The following is a 16,896-nucleotide window of genomic DNA, read 5'->3' as shown; positions in this document are numbered from 1 at the left end:
TTGACCAGAAGCGCGTTTGCGGCCAGCCACCGCGCCCATGGAGCATTATGACGTCGTCATCGTGGGGTCCGGGCACGGCGGCGCGCAGGCGGCGATAGCCCTGCGCCAGGCCGGCCATGAGGATTCGATCCTCATGGTCAGCCGCGATCGCAACCCGCCCTACGAACGCCCGCCGCTGTCGAAGGAATATCTCGCAGGCGACAAACCCTTCGAGAAAATCCTCATCCGTCCTGAAGCGTTCTGGGCGGAGCGCAACGTGACCCTGCGGCTCGGCGCAAATGTCAACGAGGTCGACTGGATGCGCCGCGTCCTGTCGCTCTCGGACGAGAGCTCGGTCAGCTATCGCAAGCTCATCTGGGCGGGCGGCGGGGATCCGCGGCGGCTCGGCTGCCCGGGCGCGGAACTGGCCGGCATCCACACCATCCGCAGCCGCCGCGATACCGACAGCCTGAAGGACGAACTCGCCGCCGGCGCGCGCCGTGCGGTCGTGGTGGGCGGCGGCTATATCGGACTGGAAGCGGCGGCGGTGCTGCGCAAGCTCGACCTCGACGTGACCGTGGTCGAGATGCAGGATCGGGTGCTCGCCCGCGTGGCTGGCCCCGAGATTTCCGATTTTTACGCCGCCGAACATCGCAAGCAGGGCGTGGACATTCGCCTCGAAGCGGGCGTCGAACGGATCGAAGGCGACGGCGAGAAAGTCACGGGCGTCACCCTGTCGAGCGGCGAGACTCTGGCCTGCGAAGTGGTGATCGTGGGCATCGGCATCGTGCCCTCGGTCGGACCGCTGATTGCTGCGGGCGCCGCGGGCACCAATGGCGTGGACGTGGACAGCTTCTGCCGCACCTCACTCGACGATATCTACGCCATCGGCGACTGCGCCGCCCACGCCAACCCCTATGCCGACAACGCGGTTATCCGGCTCGAATCGGTCCAGAACGCCAACGACATGGCGAGCGTCGCGGCCAAGGCGATCATGGGCGACAAGCAGGATTACGACGCGGTTCCGTGGTTCTGGTCGAACCAGTACGACCTCCGTCTCCAGACCGTCGGCATTTCGAACGGTTACGACCAGTCGGTGCTGCGCGGCGACCACGAGGCGCGCAAATTCAGCCTGATCTATTTGAAGGAGGGCCGTGTCATCGCGCTCGATTGCGTCAACAACACGCGCGACTATGCGCAAGGGCGCAAGCTGGTGATGAACCGCGCCGAGATCGATCCCGACCTGCTGGCGGACACCGAAGTGCCCCTCAAGGAGATGGGCTAACACCGAGCTCCGTTCGCCCTGAGCCTGTCGAAGGGCCGTCCTTCACTTCTGGACCTGCGCCGGAAGAAAAGTGCAGGGCTTCGACAAGCTCAGCCCGAACGGCTTTGGGGTTTTGCTCCAAGCTTTCTGGCGGCCCAGTCGGCGGCTTCTGCCACGACAGGGTCCTCGTCACCTCGCAGTGCCTCGACCGGGGCGAGCAATTCCGCATTGCCGCTGTTTCCCGCCGCATAGAGGCAGTTGCGCACGAACCGGTTGCGCCCGACGCGCTTGATCGGCGAGCCGGAGAAGAACTGCCGGAACCCCGCATCGTCGAATTCTAGGAATTCAGCGAGGCGCGGGGCGATTAGCTCTTCGCGCGGGGCCAGCTTGATGTGCCGGTGCGCGGCATCGGCGAACTTGTTCCACGGGCACACCGCAAGGCAATCGTCGCACCCATAGATGCGGTTGCCCAGGCTCTCGCGAAATTCCTCGGGGATCGGGCCCTTGTGCTCGATCGTGAGGTAGGAAATGCAGCGCCGCGCATCGAGCTTGTAGGGCGTGGGGAACGCATCGGTCGGGCAGGCATCTTGGCAGGCGCGGCAGTTGCCGCACAGGTCGCGATGGGTCTCGTCGGGCGCGAAGGGCAGCGTCGAATAGATCGCGCCGAGGAACAGCCAACTGCCATGCTCGCGGCTGACGAGATTGGTGTGCTTGCCTTGCCAGCCGATCCCCGCCGCCTGCCCCAGCGGCTTTTCCATCACCGGCGCGGTGTCGACGAAAACCTTGAGTTCGCTCTGCGGCTCCCGCTCAATGAGCCACCGCGCGAGCGCCTTCAGCGCCTTCTTCACCACGTCGTGATAATCGCGCCCCTGCGCATAGACGGAGATGCGGGCCTTCTCGTCATCCCCTTCCAGCGCCAGCGGATCGCCATCGGGCGCGTAGCTCATGCCGAGCGCGATCACGCTCTGCGCTTCGGGCCACAGGCCTTGCGGCGAGGCGCGCTGGAGCTTGCGGCATTCCATCCATTCCATCGAGCCATGGCGCCCTTCGCCCAGCCACTCCTCGAACCGCTCGCTACGCAGGGGATCGCCGCCCGCCCCCGTAAAGCCGCAGGCGACGAAGCCCAACTCGCGCGCCATTTCCCTAAGCGCACCCTGCAATTCCTCCAGTGACGCGGCCTTAACCAAACTTGCTGTTGCTCCCGTTCACATCGCGCGGTTAACTCGCTCCCAGCAGGGGAGCCGGACACGCGATGTCGCGAAACGACGATCAACACAAGAACAGCCTCGCCATCGACGCGCGCGGGCTGGTCAAGCGGTTCGACGATACGCTGGCGGTCGACGGGGTCGATATCTCCGTCCCTAAGGGCGCGATTTACGGCATTCTCGGCCCCAATGGTGCGGGCAAGACAACGACGCTGCGGATGCTGCTGGGCATCATCGACCCGGACGAGGGCGTGCGCCGGGTCTTCGGGCACGACCGCCCGCACGAAATCGCCAAGTGGATCGGCTACCTCCCCGAAGAGCGCGGCCTCTACCCGGCGATGAAATGCGACGAGGCCATCGCTTTCATGGGCGCACTGCGCGGTCTTTCGCTGGACGAAGGGCGCAAGCGCGGGCGCGAATTGCTCGAAGGGCACGGGATGGGTCACGCCATCGACCGGCAGATCCGGCAGCTCTCGAAAGGCATGGCACAGACGGTCCAGCTGCTCGGAACGCTGGTGCACCGACCGAAGCTGGTGGTGTTCGACGAACCCTTCAGCGGTCTCGACGCGATCAATCAAGGCAAGCTTGAGGTCATGATCCGCGACTTGGCGAAAGACGGCACCACAGTGATCTTCTCGACCCACGTGATCCACCACGCCGAGCGCCTGTGCAACGACGTCGCGATCATCGCCGGGGGCCGCGTGCCCTATGCCGGCTCGGTCGACGCCGCGCGGGACCGCATTCCGGCGCAGGTCCGCCTCGAAACGCAGCGCGAAGAGGGCGACTGGCGCAGCGCCCTGCCCGCCGACGCCCGCCACGACGCCAAGGAAGGCGGCGGGCATTTCTGGTATTTCCCGATCCCCGAAAGCGGGATCGAGGCGCTGCTCAAACGCCTGATCGATGGCGAGGCGGGTATCCTGTCGCTCTCGATCGAACGCGCCGGCCTGCATGACGCCTTTGTCGAGATCGCGGGCGCAGCGGCGGCGCGCCAACTGGAAGCGGAGGCCACCCCATGAGCGGCGACAACCAGGCCTCGCGCCTGTCCTTCTTCGAGGCGGCCTGGGTGGTCGCGCGGCGCGACTTCAAGGCGATCCTGTTCAGCCGTGCCTTCTTCTTTTTCCTCTTGGGCCCGCTTTTTCCCATTATTGTCGGCGGTCTGGCCGGAGGGATCGGCGGGCAGGTCCAGCGTGATGCGATCGTCAACTCGGTCGCGCTGGCCATGGCCGATGCCGACAACGAAGCTCTGCTGGCCGCGCGCCAGACCGCGCGAGAAACGGTCGACGGGCTGCCACAGCTGGTGGTTATCGAACCGGCGGTGCGCAACGCTGCGGATTTCTCGCCTGAGGCCCTGTTGCGCACATCGAATTACGCGGTCGTCGTTACCGGCACGTTGGAGCAGCCCGAGCTGACTGGTACGCATTTGCAGATCCACCGCTGGGACGGGCCGGTCTCGCTGCTCTCCGCCATGGCGACGGGGGCCACGCCGACGAGCTATCCCAAGGTGACCGAGAACATTCTGGAGACCACGGCTGCGGCGGCGAAGTCCAACCGCATCCGTACCGCGCAGGCCGGGCAATTGCTGCTTTTCCTGCTGATGATGCTGCTCGCCGGCATGGTGCTTTCCAACCTCGTGGAGGAGAAGGCCAACAAGGTCATCGAGGTGCTCGCCGCAGCGATCCCGATGGACAGCGTGTTCTTCGGCAAGCTCTTCGCCATGCTGGGGGTCAGCTTCGTCGGCATTGCGGTCTGGGGCCTCTTCGGCGCAGGGATCGGCGCGCTGGCGGGCGAGGCCATGCCGACCCTGCCCGAACCGGCGCTCGGCTGGCCGCTCTTCATCCTCTTGGGCATCGCCTATTTCGCCATGGGCTATCTCATCCTCGGTTCGCTCTTCCTTACGATCGGCGGCATGGCGACCACCGTGCGCGAGGTGCAGACGCTCTCCATGCCGGTGACCATGGCGCAGCTGCTGGTGTTCTTCCTCGCCGCCTATTCGATGACCAGCCCCGGCTCGCCGCTTGAGCTGACCGCGGCGATCTTCCCGCTGTCCTCGCCCTTCGCCATGCTGGCCCGCGCGGCGCAGTCGGCCGAATTGTGGCCCCATCTCCTCGCGCTCGCCTGGCAGGCGCTGTGCGTCGCGATCTTCGTGAAAGCGGGGGCAACGCTGTTCCGCAGGCGGGTGATGAAATCGGGCAAGGGCGGTCGCGGCGTGAAGGGCCGGGTGGGTAGCACCACGCCCGGCGATCCCGCCTGATCGTCGCCCCCATGCAAGACTCTTCGGCGGCCCCGTATTAGGTTCGCTTTTGCAACGCACTATTGACACGCCTGTCAGTTAGGGCAGGATGCGGGGCGAAGAGGAGAGAACCATGGCCACAGCTGCCGTCACCCGGCCCGAATGCCGCACGTCCCCCACCGCTTACGAAGCGCTCAAGAAGCATTTCGAAGAGCATCCGGAGGAGCGGCCGGATCACCCGCACAAATGGGACGTCAGCCGCAGCGACATCTACGCCGACAACACCTGGCACCCGATCTTCAGGGAAATGCGCGAGGCCGGGCCGCTTCACTACATTCCCGAAAGCCCCTTCGGCCCCTATTGGGCGGTCGTCGGGCACAAGGCGATCCAGCATATCGAGGCGCTTCCCGAAGTGTTCTCCTCCAGCTGGGAGCATGGCGGGATCACCATCCTCAACCGCCTGACCGAGGAGGAATTGGCCGAGAGCAATGTCGGCGACCGGCGCGAACTGCCGATGTTCATTGCCATGGACCGCCCGCAGCACACCGGCCAGCGCCGCACGGTGGCGCCCAAGTTTACGCCCTCGGGCATGGCCGAGATGGAAGGCGAGATCCGCGCACGCACCGGCGAACTGCTCGATTCGCTCCCGCGCGGCGAAGTCTTCGACTGGGTCGACAAGGTCTCGATCGAGCTGACCACCGGAATGCTCGCCATCCTTTTCGGCTTCCCCTGGGAAGACCGCCGCCTGCTGACTTTCTGGTCCGACTGGTCGGGCGATACCGAGCTTGCCACCGTCCGCTCGCTCGATGAGATGCGCTGGGGCTTCCTCCACGAGATGGCGGCCTATTTCCAGTCGCTGTGGATCGAACGCACCCACGACAAGGAGCCGGGTGACGATCTCATTTCTATGATGATCCACTCGGACGCGATGAACCAGATGCGCCCCGAGGAATTCATGGGCAATCTCGTCCTCCTCATCGTGGGCGGCAACGACACCACCCGCAATTCCATGAGCGGGATCATCTACCAGCTCGACAAGAACCCCGACCAGCGCAAGCTGTTCGAACAGCAGCCCGACCTCATCCCCAACGCGGTGCAGGAAATCCTGCGCATGCAGACCCCGCTCGCGCATATGCGCCGGACCTGCACCGAGGACACCGAGGTCTTCGGCCAGCAGATCAAGGCGGGCGACAAGGTGGTGCTGTGGTACCTTTCGGCCAACCGCGACGAACAGGTGTTCGAGAACCCCGACAAGCTCGACATCACCCGCGAGAACGCGCGGCGGCACATTGCCTTCGGCTACGGCATCCACCGCTGCGTGGGCGCGCGCCTCGCCGAGCTGCAGTTGCGGGTCCTCCTCGAAGAGCTGCACAAGCGCCGCATGCGCGTCCATGTCGCGGGCGATATCGAGCGCGTGCGCGCCAATTTCGTGCATGGCTTCCGCAAGCTCGAAGTCGAGATTACCGAGTTCTGAGGTAACCTTTCGGGCGTTCGGCACGTATTCAGGGGCAGGAGCCTAAAGATATGCCCATGACCGACACCCGACCGAACCGCCGATCCTTCCTCGGACTACTGGGGTCCGGCGTCGCTGCAACGACGCTGGCCGCCTGCGGTTCGCGCGAGGCGCAGGCGCGCGATTACCCCGTCTCGCTGAGCGAAGCGCAATGGCGCAGGAAGCTGACCAAGAGCGAGTATTATGTGCTGCGCGACGCAGGTACCGAGCGGCCCTATTCCTCGCCCCTCAACGACGAGAAGCGCGCCGGCACCTTCGCCTGTGCGGGCTGCGGCAACGCGCTCTACAGCTCGAAGACGAAATACGATTCGGGCACCGGCTGGCCGAGTTTCTGGAAAAGCCTGCCGGGCGCGGTGGGCACGAGCACCGACTACAAGATCGGCTATCCGCGCACCGAAGTGCACTGCGCCGATTGCGGCGGGCATCTGGGGCATATCTTCAACGATGGCCCACGACCGACCGGCAAGCGGCACTGCATCAACGGCGTTGCGATGGATTTCCGGCCCGCCTGATTGGGCCGAGGCGAGGCTCAGGCCGCGTCGGGCGTCTGCTCGAGCATCACCGGACACTGCACAGAGGCCGCCATCAGCGCAAATTCGCGTAAGGACAGCGTGTTGTCGAACACCAGCCCGTAATTGGCGTCCTTGCGCCAGCGCACCTTGGCGCGGGTTTCGGGGAAATGGTCGCCCGTGACGCGCAGCGCCTGGTCGATGGCGAAAGCGGCGTCGCATTCCACACGAGCGCCCTGCTGCGACAGATTGACGGTAACCGCCTCCCCGCTTGCCGAAAGCGACGAAAGGGTCAGCGGGATGGCAATGTTGAGCCGCAGCTGGCGCTTGGGGAAATTCCACGTCTCATGGATCAATCGCTCGACGGTGACCGGGCGGTCGAACTGGTAGCTCGCTTCGAAACCTTCGCGCCGCGTCTCGGCGATCTCGTAGGTCTCGCCGTTCTGCAGTTCGAGCGCGATGGTACGGTCGTTCGGCAGGGCGTGGAAGGTGCGCAGCGAGATGCCGGTGGCCGAAACATCGCGGATGACGCAGATGAATTCGCCTTGGCCGCAGACCAGCTTGGCCGCGCGAATCAGGGAGGTGTAACGCGGCTTTGAACGCCGATCGACCTCGACCTCTTCGATTTTGCTGTCCGCGCGGAAACCTGCGGAATATTCCATTGCTTGCGTACCCCCAAAGCCGGGGAAGGAGGATGCCTTCCGCCAGCCTTACTGGACCAGTGCCCCTGTCGAGCCATTTAGTAGGAAGCTAGGGATTAATACTCAGGGAAGGCGAATGGTTAACCTGTCAGCCATTCCGACAGTCGCGCAAGCAAGCCCTTGAATTTACTTGCGCGTCCCAGTGGGCTGCCGGTGCGGGTGGTGGGACTCGAACCCACACGCCCAAAGGACAGGGGATTTTAAGTCCCCGGCGTCTACCATTCCGCCACACCCGCTATCCGGCAGGTCGGCTGAGTAGAGAATCGGGAGATGGGCTGCAATCGCCAAGTTGGGCGCCAAGTTGGGCGAGAGGCCGCGCGGCTCAATTCTCGTTGAGGCGCTCGCGGATTTCCTTGCCCGGCTTGAAATAGGGCACCTTCTTGGCCGGCACGTCGACCATTTCGCCCGTGCGCGGATTGCGCCCCTGGCGAGCCTGGCGCTCACGAGTGGAGAAGGCGCCGAAACCGCGCAATTCCACGCGGCCGCCTTCGGCCAGGCGCTGGGAAATTTCCTCGAAGAAGATATCGACCACCTGCTCCACCTCTTCGGCGCGCAGTTCGGGATTGTCTTCCGCAATGGCGGTGAGGAGTTCGGATCGGATCATCTTGCGCTCTCCGGACCGCCGCCCCCGGCGACGATCGTAACACTGGTAATGCGACCCTTGCGGGCAGCCATGTGACGACCCCTTGCAAGCTTGCCGATGGCAGAACTCAGCCGTTTCCGCAAGTTATCTAATGTTAAAATGTGTCCTCGGAGGGTTGTGTCGCATCTAGGCGTCGGTGAGCAGTTCGGCCGGCGTAATGTCCAGTCGCTCCATCCGCTCGCGAATTTCGGGCCACTCTTCCTTGAGAAAAGCTTCCCGTTCGCGCTTACGCAAGACCGCCGCAGCGCCCTTGGCGACATACATGCCGACGCCGCGCTGGACCTCGACGAGGTCGTCGTTCTGGAACTGTTGGTAGGCCTTGGCCACGGTAAGCGGATTGGCACCCTGCTCGGCCGCCAGCGCGCGGACCGACGGCAGCATTTCGCCTTCCTTGTAGCGTCCGTCGATGATGGCAGCGGCAATCATGTCGCGCAGCTTGAGATAGACGGGCTTGGACTGGTTGCTCATGACGGGTCCCCGGACAGCGAATAGTGCATCAGTGCCATAATACAGCGCGGCGCGCAAGGTTCCCGCGAATGTGGTCGCGCCTGTAACTAATGCTTCACATTGCGCGCGAGGCCGCTAGGTTGCGCGCTTTCTAGGGAAGGGGCCAAGCGAAAGCGACGCCACCAAAATAACAAGAGGGACACCGATCTTATGGTCGAAGGCATGTTCTTCACATTCGACTCAGCGTTCGAAATGTGGACATTCAGGGTTGCAGTGGTCGCACTGGCAGCCTTTCTCATCGGTGGCGTGGTGCTTATCACCCGCCCCCAGGAAGAGGTTATCGGGCACCCCAAGGGGCTGTTCCTGCTGTTCATGGCCGAAATGTGGGAGCGCTTCTCCTACTACGGCATGCGCGCCCTCCTGATCTTCTACCTCGTCCAGCATTGGCTGTTCTCGGATAGCGAAGCCTCGATCATCTACGGTGCCTATACCGCGCTCGTATACATCACTCCGGTGGTGGGCGGCTATCTTGCCGACCAATACATCGGGCAGCGCAAGGCGGTGCTGTTCGGCGCGGTCCTGCTGACCTTCGGCCACTTCTTCATGGCGTTCGAAGGGTCCGGCGGACAAAGCGATCCTATGATCAACGTGTTCTGGCTCGCGCTTGCCCTCATCATCGTGGGCTCGGGCTTCCTGAAAGCGAACATTTCGGTCATCGTCGGCCAGCTTTATGCGCGCACCGACGTGCGCCGCGATCCGGCTTACACCATCTTCTACATGGGCATTAACGTCGGCGCGGCAACCGCGTCCATCATCTGCGGCTATCTCGGCCAGACCTATGGCTGGCAGTACGGCTTCGGCCTCGCCGGCTTCGGCATGCTGCTCGGCCTCGTGTTCTTCGTCATCGGCAAGCCTCTGCTTCTCGGCAAGGGCGAGCCAAAGGACCCGGCCAAGATCAAGGGCGGCAAGGAATGGGGCATTTACGGCGCCGGCCTTGCCATGGTCGCGCTGTGCTGGGCCGCAATCCAGTTCCAGGAACTGGTCGGCACCGTCCTCGGCGCATTCGGCGGCGCTCTTGTCGCCTATGTGCTGGCCATCGTGACCTTCAAGATGGCCTATGGCTCGTGGAAGGCCGCTCCGCAGGGACCGTTCATGGTCTACCTTCTGGCGGCCGCGACCATGATCGTCGGCATCGTGCTGGCGGCGCTCGGCACCGAGTGGATGGTGTGGGTTGCGCTGGGCGGTCTTGCCGTCCTCGTCGCGGTCCTGATCCAGCAGTCGCTGGTCAAGGCGTTCGACGAACGTGACCGTATCTTCGCCGCGATGTTCCTGATCCTGACCTCGATCGTCTTCTGGGCGCTGTTCGAGCAGGCCGGTTCGTCGCTCAACCTGTTCACCGATCGCCATGTCGACACGCAGGGCGTGAACGCATCGATGTTCCAGTCGATCAACGCGATCTACATCGTGCTGCTGGCACCGCTCTTCGCGATGCTGTGGCAGGGTCTGGCGCGCAAGGGCAAGGAACCCAGCACGCCGCTGAAGTTTGGCCTTGCCGTGATCCAGGTCGGCCTCGGCTTCCTCGTTCTCGTCTGGGGCGCGGAGAGCGTGGGCGTGAACGTCCCGACGCCGGTCATTTTCATCTTCCTCATCTACCTGCTGCACACCACCGGCGAGCTTTGCCTCTCGCCCGTAGGCCTGTCGGCGATGAACCGCCTGAGCCCGGCCCATATGGCCAGCCTCGTCATGGGCACCTGGTTCTTCGCTTCGGCCACCGGTAACTTCGCAGCCGGCCTCATCGCCGCCGCAACGGGTGCCGAAGGGGTTGGCGAGGAAGCGGGCAAACAGGTCGTACTCGACGTCTATTCGACCGTCGGCTGGTACGCGGTCGGCATCGGTGTCGCCGTGATGGTGGTCAGCCCGCTGATCAAGAAATTGATGCATCTCGACACGATCCGCGACGACAATGTCGGCGACGATCTCGAAGGCCAGGCTGGTGCCGGTCTCGAATCGCAGGAAGGCGGGGTCCACCCGACGACCAAGCCGACCGCCTGATAGGGCATCGACACAGGAAGAGGGCGCGGCTTGAAACCGCGCCCTTTTTCGTGTCTGGGCAGGACATGACTAATACTTCCGACCCGCGCCGCCCGGCCTTCCTTCGCGAGATGCGCTTCACTCTTGCCGCGCTCGGCGCAGCCGCTGCGGCGGTGGGCTTTCACGCTGCGACCGCGCAGGACGGTGGTCCCGACCGTTCGCAGGACCTCGCATGGATGAGCGCCCAGCAGGCCTACCTTTCGGGACTCAAGGCGGAAGACGGCTGGCGCACGATGGAAGGCGGCCTGCGCTGGCGCTATGTCGAATACGCAGGTTCCGACGAAAAGCCGCGGCTCAACGACCGCGTGACGGTTCATTACGCCGGCACCTTCATCGATGGCGAAACCTTCGATTCCAGCTTCGATCGCGGCGAACCCGCCACTTTCCCGCTGCACCGTCTGGTAGAGGCGTGGCAAATGGCGATCCCGCAGATGGGTGTGGGCGACACGATCAAAATCGCGGCCCCGGCCGACCTCGCCTATGGTCCGAAAGGCAAGGGGCCAATCCCCGGCGGCGCTACGCTGCTCTTCACGGTCAAGCTGATCGGCATCGCCGAAGACTGACGCGCTTTTGCGGGATGGCCCGCCTGTGATAGCTTCCTTGTAAAGAGGGAAGGCTGTCATGGACCCACTGGTTTCGCTCGTCGCCGCGTCGCTGGCTTTCGTCGGCACGCATTTCGCGTTGTCGCACCCCTTGCGCGCTCCGCTGGTCGGCGTGCTTGGCGAGAACGGCTTTCGCGGGGTCTATTCGCTCGTTGCGCTCGGGACTTTCGTCTGGGCGGTGACGGCGTTTCGCGCGGTCGGCCCGGGCGGAGCCATGCTGTGGAACGGCATGGGCGAGATCCCCTGGATCATCGCCACCCTCGTGATGCTGCTCGCCTCGGTCCTGCTGGCCGGTTCCTTCGTCCGCAACCCCGCGCTGCCCGACCCGCGCGCCGCGCGCCACGCCGAAGCAGGGCCGCACGGCGTCTTTCACATCACCCGCCACCCCATGATGTGGAGCTTTGCGCTGTGGGCGGCGATGCATATTCTCCTCAGCCCGACACCGCGCCAGTTCGTGCTTGCCGGAGCCGTGTGCTTCCTCGCCCTTGTCGGCGCGCATATGCAGGACCGGAAGAAAGAGCAGCTGATGGGCGCGGCGTGGGAGGGCTGGGAGGCGCAGACCAGCTACTGGCCGCGGCTCGGGCGGATCGGCAAGGCGGGCGCGGCGGCGTGGATCGGCGGGCTCGTGATCTGGCTGGGGGCGACCTACGGCCATATTCATGCAAACGGCGTGCCCGCAGGCATCTGGCGCTGGGTGGGCTGACCTAACAGCGGTTATTCGCCGGTAAACTGGGGCGCGCGCTTTTCGAGCAGCGCGTCGACCCCTTCCATGTGATCGCGCGTCGAGTGCATCAGCGCCTGCGCGTTGGCCGCCATCTCGAGCGCCGCGTCGTAGGATGTCGAACGCCCCTGCCGCATGAGATTCTTCGCCTGCCGCAGCGCGTGCGGCGGCATGGCCGCGACCTTGGCGGCAAGCGCCTGCGCCTCGCCTATCAGAGCGTTCTGCTCGACGACGCGGCTCACGAGGCCCCAGTCGAGCGCGGTGGCTGCATCGATCACGTCGCCGGTGTAGAACAGCTCCGCCGCGCGCGCCTCGCCGATGATGCGCGGGAGGATCCACGTTCCGCCATCGCCCGGAATGATGCCGAGCTTGAGGAAGGTGACGCCGAACTTCGCCTTGTCGCTGGCAATGCGCATGTCGGCGAGGCAGGCAAGATCGCACCCCAGCCCGATGGCCGGCCCATTGACCGCCGCGACCAGAGGCACGCGAAGCGAATAAAGCGCGCGCAATAGCTTGTGGATGTTGTTGCGGTAGCCATCGGCGATTTCGGGCGCAGTGCCGCCGAAATTGCCGGTCTTCTCCTTCATTGCCTTGATGTCGCCACCCGCCGAAAAGGCGCGCCCAGACCCGGTGAGGATGACGCAGCGCACATCCATATCGGCGTTGATGGCATCGCAGGCCTCGACAAACGCGTCTCCGTCCCCCGCGGCGCCGAGCGGGTTCATGCTGTCGGGCCGGTTCAGGGTGAGCGTGGTGACGTGGTCGGCGAAATGAGTATCAAGCAGGCTCACATCCCTATCCCCTAACTTGGGCACGTGCATGCGCCCATTTGAATTTCTACTGGAAGGTCCCGCCGTGCGCGATGGCGAAGAGTTCGTCCTCGGCAAACGGGCTAATCACGCGATACCGCAGCGTCTTGCCTTCGATTTCCAGTACTTCGATCTCGGCCCCGTGAAGCGTGAAGGTCGCCGGGAGGTCTGCCTCGGTGAACGATACGCCAGGATTATCTCCCTTACGCACTTTCCAGAAGCCACCGACCTCTTCGAAGGTCTGCAACAACTGCGGACGCGTGCCGTTATCGACGGCGAAGCGAGCAAGGTAGCCGTCACCCTTTTTGTGGACGACGATCCCGGCGCGCACCAGTCCCGGACCACTGCGCTCTTTCGTCGTGTAGGGGAGAGCGATGGGTTCGAATTTGGCAAGCAGCTGGATCTTGGTGAACTGGCCCTCTGCCGAAAAGGCGCGGGCGTAGTAATCGAACACGCCGTCATCATCGGGATCGATCAGGCAGAGGCGCTGCGTGGAGCTTTTCGGCCCGACGATCGAACAATAGGTCGTGCCATTTACGCTGCCCTTGGTCAGGCCGAAGCGCATCGTGCGGAGCGAGCGTGCTGTGTTATTCCCCAGCCGACCCGACAGGGTCAGCTGGTGAGCCGGATCGGGTACGGCCTCCGAATGCGGCGAGAGTTGCTGCTCGAACAGGAAATCTCCGAGAGCAGTAGAGGACACGCCTTCATCGACCACGGTAGGTTTCGGGGCCAATGCCCAGGCGAGATCGCTCATGCGGTTGATCAGTCCGCTTGCAGCCACGGGGGCTACCAACAAACCTACACTTGCCACTGCGCTGGCCGCCAAGGCTGCGACCCGGATGCGCTTCGTCATCACTTTCCCATTCCTCCCGAAAAGCGATACCGCTCCGCTTTCATTACGATCAGGCCCGCGCCTCTTCCACGCCAGCGCTGTTGTGCCGCAGCGCGCCGAGCACCGTGTCGACGATATGCGGCGCGTTGAGGCCGGCTTCGTCATACTGCTTCGTCGGATCGTCCTGGTCCTGGAAGATGTCGGGCAGGCGCATGGTACGGACCTTGAGACCGCCATCGGTCAGGCCTTCGTCCGAGGCGAAGGTCAGGACATGGGCGCCGAGGCCGCCCACGGCGCCTTCCTCGATGGTCACCACCACCTCGTGGCTGCGCATGAGCTTTTCGATCAGTGCGGTGTCGAGCGGCTTGGCGAAGCGCATGTCGGCGACCGTGGTCGAAAGGCCCTTGGCTTCGAGCTGGTCGGCGGCCTTCTTGGCCTCCTCCAGCCGTGCGCCGAGCGAGAGGATGGCAACCTTGCTGCCGTCACGCACGATGCGGCCCTTGCCGATTTCGAGCTTCTCGAGCTGCTCGGGAATTTCGACGCCCGTGCCGCTCCCTCGCGGATAACGGAAGGCGATGGGGCCGTCGTCATACTCGGCCGCCGTATAGGTCATGTGCGCCAGCTCCGCCTCGTCGGCGGCGGCCATCACGACCATGTTGGGCAGGGTGGCGAGATAGGTGATGTCGAACGAGCCGGCGTGCGTGCAGCCGTCGGCCCCGACGAGTCCGGCGCGGTCGATGGCGAAGCGCACGGGCAGGTTCTGGATCGCCACGTCGTGGACCACCTGGTCGTAAGCGCGCTGGAGGAAGGTCGAATAGATCGCGGCGAAGGGGCGCATGCCTTCCGCGGCAAGGCCGGCGGCGAAGGTCACGCCGTGCTGTTCGGCGATGCCGACGTCGAAGGCCTTGTCGGGATGCGCCTTGGCGAATTTGTCGACGCCCGTCCCGGAGGGCATGGCGGCGGTGATGGCGCAGATGCGCGGATCGCTGTCGGCGAGCTTGGCCAGCGTTTCGCCGAAGACATTTTGGTAGGCGGGCGGTCCGCCGCTCGACTTCTTCTGCTCGCCGGTCACAACGTCGAATTTGGCAACGCCGTGATACTTGTCGGCGCTGTTTTCGGCCGGGGCATAGCCCTTGCCCTTCTTGGTGACGACGTGGATCAGCACCGGGCCCTGTTCGCTGTCGCGCACGTTTTCCAGAACCGGGATGAGGTGGTCGAGATTGTGCCCGTCGATCGGGCCGACGTAGTAGAAGCCGAGTTCCTCGAACATGGTCCCGCCGGTCACCATACCGCGGGCGTATTCTTCCGCTTTCTCGAGCCCGCCCCAGACGCGGCGGCCGAGCTTCTTGGCGATGCGCGAGGCCATGGAACGGATGCCGAGATATTCGCTCGATGACACCATCCGCGCGAGATAGGCCGACAGCCCGCCCACCGGCGGCGCGATCGACATGTCGTTGTCGTTGAGGATCACCACCAGGCGATTGCCCGCCTGTTCGGCGTTGTTCATCGCCTCATAGGCCATGCCGGCGCTCATCGCGCCGTCGCCGATCACCGCGATGCCGCGGCCCGGACGGCCCTGCATCTTGTTCGCCATCGCAAAGCCGAGCGCTGCGCTGATCGAGGTCGAGGAATGCGCAGCGCCGAAGGGATCGTATTCGCTCTCTGCACGCTTGGTAAAGCCGGATAGGCCCCCGCCCTGGCGCAGGGTGCGGATACGGTCGCGGCGACCGGTCAGGATCTTGTGGGGATAGCACTGGTGGCCGACGTCCCACACGAGCTTGTCGGTCGGCGTATCGAAGACGTAGTGAATAGCGGTGGTCAGCTCGACCACGCCAAGGCCCGACCCGAGGTGGCCGCCGGTCTGTCCGACCGCGTCGATCATCTCGGTGCGCAATTCGTCGGAGAGCTGGCGGAGCTGTTCCTGCTTCAGCTTGCGCAGGTCGGCGGGGGTGTCGACCGTGTCGAGCAGGGGGGTATGGGGGCGTTCACTCATACGAATGCTCTACACGCGGATTTCCGAACTGTCGATGAACGGTTTGCCGCTGAAAATGCACGGTCCGGCGCTGACCCTCAGGCCGCGCAATCGTCGCACAAGCCGCGCAGCTCGACTACGGGGCGGACATCGGTGAAGCCCGCGTCCTTGCCCGCGTCGCGCAGGGCGCCAGTGACACGGTCGTCGTCGATATGGGTGGCCTTGCCGCAATCGTCGCAGATCAGGAAGATACAGTCGTGGCGGCAGCCCGGGTGCGTGTTCACGAGATAGGCGTTTGCGCTCTCGATCCGGTTGGCGAGATTGGTCCGCACAAAGAGGTCGAGGATGCGGTAGACGCTGTTGGGCGCGACCCTTTTGCCGCGCGCGGCCGAGAGATTGTCGGCAATGTCATAAGCGCTGGCGGGCTTCTCGTGCCGCGCGAGTTCCTCGAACACGGACTGGCGCATGCCGGTCCACTGCTCGCCGGCGTCGGTCAGCGTGAGGCGGGCGGCGTCGATGAGATCGTCGCCCGAATGTTCGTGATGCGCGTGTACGTGTCCTGCCATGGGTCAGGAGGTAAGACGCGCCGCGCGCGGGCGCAAGTCAGTTGCGGCGGAACTCGGCCCGGTAGAGCGCGGGGTACAGCCGCTTGAGGGCCGCCACCTTGGGCGCGTCCCAACGCAGGATATAGCCGTGGCGCGGGTTCTTCGCGGCAAAATCCTGGTGATAGGTTTCGGCGGCGTAGAAGGTGCGGGCCGGCTCGACGCTGGTGACGATGGGCGCGTCCCATTTGCCGCTCTTCCTGAGCTGGGCAAGGTAGCTTCGCGCCACGGTACGCTGCTCAGCGGACAGGGGGATCAGTTCTGCGTTGTAATGCGCGCCGCGGTCGGGGCCCTGCCGGTTCTTGAGCGTGGGGTCGATCACAACCGAAAAGAAGATCCGCAGCAGCTCGTCATAGCGCACGACGCTGGGGTCGTAGGTGACCTTCACCGCCTCGACATGGTCGGTCACGCCCGAGGATACGAGGCTGTAATCGGCCTGACGCTTCGTGCCGCCGTGATAGCCCGAAACGGCGCTGGTCACGCCCTTGGTGTGGCTGAACACCGCCTCGACGCCCCAGAAGCAGCCACCGGCGAAGATCGCCGTCTTGAGGCCCTTGCCTTCGCTGGCCTTGCGCGCAGCGGCGGGTGCCTCGACGACCTTTTCGGCGGCGAAGGCGGGCTGCTGGCAGGCGGAAGCGAAGGTCAGCGCGCCTGCCGCCATCAATAGGGCGGCGCGGCGCATCAGAAGACCGCCGCGATGGCCGAGACGATTTCCGTCCCGTTGGAAAAAGCAACGACAAGGGTTCCGGCGAGGAAGCCGATGCCGAAATTGCGAT

General features: G+C 64.5%; 17 protein-coding genes and 1 tRNA gene. 8 read left to right on the top strand and 10 right to left on the bottom strand.

The window, feature by feature from the left end; all coding sequences use genetic code 11:
• Positions 1–37: 37 nt before the first annotated feature.
• Positions 38–1,264, top strand: coding sequence for an NAD(P)/FAD-dependent oxidoreductase (locus K3148_RS05885; RefSeq protein WP_221426370.1), 1,227 nt, complete (start codon positions 38–40; stop codon positions 1,262–1,264).
• A gap of 89 nt (positions 1,265–1,353) precedes the next feature.
• Here K3148_RS05885 and queG read toward each other — a convergent pair whose 3' ends face one another.
• Entirely contained in the window at positions 1,354–2,382 is a 1,029-nt protein-coding gene (gene queG / locus K3148_RS05880; protein ID WP_221426369.1) for a tRNA epoxyqueuosine(34) reductase QueG, read from the bottom strand.
• A gap of 113 nt (positions 2,383–2,495) precedes the next feature.
• Between queG and K3148_RS05875 the strand changes: the two genes are divergently transcribed.
• The 4 genes from K3148_RS05875 (at position 2,496) to msrB (ending at position 6,703) form a co-directional block, all read left to right on the top strand.
• Positions 2,496–3,464, top strand: a complete 969-nt coding sequence (locus tag K3148_RS05875; RefSeq protein WP_221426368.1) for an ABC transporter ATP-binding protein — start codon at positions 2,496–2,498, stop codon at positions 3,462–3,464.
• The gene (locus tag K3148_RS05870; RefSeq protein WP_221426367.1) at positions 3,461–4,699 is read left to right on the top strand and encodes an ABC transporter permease; all 1,239 of its coding nucleotides are present in this window, start codon (positions 3,461–3,463) and stop codon (positions 4,697–4,699) included. Before K3148_RS05875 ends, K3148_RS05870 begins: the two co-directional genes overlap by 4 nt.
• A 112-nt stretch (positions 4,700–4,811) precedes the next feature.
• Positions 4,812–6,152 carry a cytochrome P450 gene (locus tag K3148_RS05865; RefSeq protein ID WP_221426366.1) on the top strand — a complete coding sequence of 447 codons (1,341 nt, stop codon included), beginning with the start codon at positions 4,812–4,814 and terminating at the stop codon, positions 6,150–6,152.
• A 50-nt stretch (positions 6,153–6,202) separates the two neighbouring features.
• Positions 6,203–6,703, top strand: coding sequence for a peptide-methionine (R)-S-oxide reductase MsrB (gene msrB, locus K3148_RS05860; RefSeq protein ID WP_221426365.1), 501 nt, complete (start codon positions 6,203–6,205; stop codon positions 6,701–6,703).
• Positions 6,704–6,720: 17 nt separating this feature from the next.
• Here msrB and K3148_RS05855 read toward each other — a convergent pair whose 3' ends face one another.
• From K3148_RS05855 to K3148_RS05840, 4 genes are all read right to left on the bottom strand, one after another.
• Positions 6,721–7,362, bottom strand: a complete 642-nt coding sequence (locus K3148_RS05855; protein WP_221426364.1) for a PilZ domain-containing protein — start codon at positions 7,360–7,362, stop codon at positions 6,721–6,723.
• Positions 7,363–7,555: 193 nt separating this feature from the next.
• Positions 7,556–7,637, bottom strand: a tRNA-Leu gene (locus K3148_RS05850).
• Between the two features lie 86 nt (positions 7,638–7,723).
• Entirely contained in the window at positions 7,724–8,005 is a 282-nt protein-coding gene (locus K3148_RS05845) for an integration host factor subunit beta (RefSeq protein ID WP_221426363.1), read from the bottom strand.
• A 165-nt stretch (positions 8,006–8,170) separates the two neighbouring features.
• Positions 8,171–8,512 carry a GntR family transcriptional regulator gene (locus K3148_RS05840; RefSeq protein ID WP_221426362.1) on the bottom strand — a complete coding sequence of 114 codons (342 nt, stop codon included), beginning with the start codon at positions 8,510–8,512 and terminating at the stop codon, positions 8,171–8,173.
• 189 nt (positions 8,513–8,701) lie between these two features.
• Here K3148_RS05840 and K3148_RS05835 point away from each other — a divergent pair, with 189 nt between their 5' ends.
• The 3 genes from K3148_RS05835 to K3148_RS05825 all read left to right on the top strand — a co-directional run bounded on the left by K3148_RS05835 (position 8,702) and on the right by K3148_RS05825 (position 11,887).
• Complete coding sequence (locus K3148_RS05835; protein WP_221426361.1) at positions 8,702–10,543, top strand: peptide MFS transporter; 1,842 nt, start codon at positions 8,702–8,704, stop codon at positions 10,541–10,543.
• Positions 10,544–10,608: 65 nt separating this feature from the next.
• Positions 10,609–11,145, top strand: a complete 537-nt coding sequence (locus K3148_RS05830) for an FKBP-type peptidyl-prolyl cis-trans isomerase (protein WP_221426360.1) — start codon at positions 10,609–10,611, stop codon at positions 11,143–11,145.
• Positions 11,146–11,203: 58 nt separating this feature from the next.
• The gene (locus tag K3148_RS05825) at positions 11,204–11,887 is read left to right on the top strand and encodes an NnrU family protein (protein WP_221426359.1); all 684 of its coding nucleotides are present in this window, start codon (positions 11,204–11,206) and stop codon (positions 11,885–11,887) included.
• Between the two features lie 11 nt (positions 11,888–11,898).
• Here the strand turns inward: K3148_RS05825 and K3148_RS05820 are convergent, their stop codons facing one another.
• The 5 genes from K3148_RS05820 to msrA form a co-directional block, all read right to left on the bottom strand.
• Entirely contained in the window at positions 11,899–12,696 is a 798-nt protein-coding gene (locus K3148_RS05820) for a crotonase/enoyl-CoA hydratase family protein (RefSeq protein WP_221426358.1), read from the bottom strand.
• A 46-nt stretch (positions 12,697–12,742) separates the two neighbouring features.
• A complete protein-coding gene (locus K3148_RS05815) occupies positions 12,743–13,495 on the bottom strand; it encodes a hypothetical protein (RefSeq protein WP_221426357.1) in 753 nt (250 codons plus the stop codon).
• A 121-nt stretch (positions 13,496–13,616) separates the two neighbouring features.
• Positions 13,617–15,539, bottom strand: a complete 1,923-nt coding sequence (dxs, locus tag K3148_RS05810; RefSeq protein ID WP_221426356.1) for a 1-deoxy-D-xylulose-5-phosphate synthase — start codon at positions 15,537–15,539, stop codon at positions 13,617–13,619.
• A 77-nt stretch (positions 15,540–15,616) separates the two neighbouring features.
• Positions 15,617–16,084 (bottom strand): Fur family transcriptional regulator, encoded by a 468-nt coding sequence (locus tag K3148_RS05805; protein ID WP_221426355.1) that lies wholly within the window; start codon positions 16,082–16,084, stop codon positions 15,617–15,619.
• Positions 16,085–16,121: 37 nt separating this feature from the next.
• Positions 16,122–16,802, bottom strand: coding sequence for a peptide-methionine (S)-S-oxide reductase MsrA (gene msrA, locus K3148_RS05800; protein ID WP_221426354.1), 681 nt, complete (start codon positions 16,800–16,802; stop codon positions 16,122–16,124).
• Between the last annotated feature and the right edge of the window lie 94 nt (positions 16,803–16,896).

The sequence above is a fragment of the Qipengyuania aurantiaca genome (assembly GCF_019711375.1).
Classification (GTDB): domain Bacteria; phylum Pseudomonadota; class Alphaproteobacteria; order Sphingomonadales; family Sphingomonadaceae; genus Qipengyuania; species Qipengyuania aurantiaca.
Note: the sequence above shows the minus strand (reverse complement) of the source record. Positions and strands in the feature narration are given on the sequence as shown.

Bases quoted from the DNA above. Each gene is read 5' to 3' on its own strand.
- queG (WP_221426369.1), bottom strand. From the start codon at position 2,382: ATGGCGCGCGAGTTGGGCTTCGTCGCCTGCGGCTTTACGGGGGCGGGC.
- K3148_RS05875 (WP_221426368.1), top strand. From the start codon at position 2,496: ATGTCGCGAAACGACGATCAACACAAGAACAGCCTCGCCATCGACGCG.
- K3148_RS05830 (WP_221426360.1), top strand. From the start codon at position 10,609: ATGACTAATACTTCCGACCCGCGCCGCCCGGCCTTCCTTCGCGAGATG.
- K3148_RS05870 (WP_221426367.1), top strand. From the start codon at position 3,461: ATGAGCGGCGACAACCAGGCCTCGCGCCTGTCCTTCTTCGAGGCGGCC.
- K3148_RS05855 (WP_221426364.1), bottom strand. From the start codon at position 7,362: ATGGAATATTCCGCAGGTTTCCGCGCGGACAGCAAAATCGAAGAGGTC.
- msrA (WP_221426354.1), bottom strand. From the start codon at position 16,802: ATGCGCCGCGCCGCCCTATTGATGGCGGCAGGCGCGCTGACCTTCGCT.
- K3148_RS05835 (WP_221426361.1), top strand. From the start codon at position 8,702: ATGGTCGAAGGCATGTTCTTCACATTCGACTCAGCGTTCGAAATGTGG.
- msrB (WP_221426365.1), top strand. From the start codon at position 6,203: ATGCCCATGACCGACACCCGACCGAACCGCCGATCCTTCCTCGGACTA.
- K3148_RS05885 (WP_221426370.1), top strand. From the start codon at position 38: ATGGAGCATTATGACGTCGTCATCGTGGGGTCCGGGCACGGCGGCGCG.
- K3148_RS05825 (WP_221426359.1), top strand. From the start codon at position 11,204: ATGGACCCACTGGTTTCGCTCGTCGCCGCGTCGCTGGCTTTCGTCGGC.
- K3148_RS05865 (WP_221426366.1), top strand. From the start codon at position 4,812: ATGGCCACAGCTGCCGTCACCCGGCCCGAATGCCGCACGTCCCCCACC.
- K3148_RS05840 (WP_221426362.1), bottom strand. From the start codon at position 8,512: ATGAGCAACCAGTCCAAGCCCGTCTATCTCAAGCTGCGCGACATGATT.
- K3148_RS05845 (WP_221426363.1), bottom strand. From the start codon at position 8,005: ATGATCCGATCCGAACTCCTCACCGCCATTGCGGAAGACAATCCCGAA.
- K3148_RS05805 (WP_221426355.1), bottom strand. From the start codon at position 16,084: ATGGCAGGACACGTACACGCGCATCACGAACATTCGGGCGACGATCTC.
- dxs (WP_221426356.1), bottom strand. From the start codon at position 15,539: ATGAGTGAACGCCCCCATACCCCCCTGCTCGACACGGTCGACACCCCC.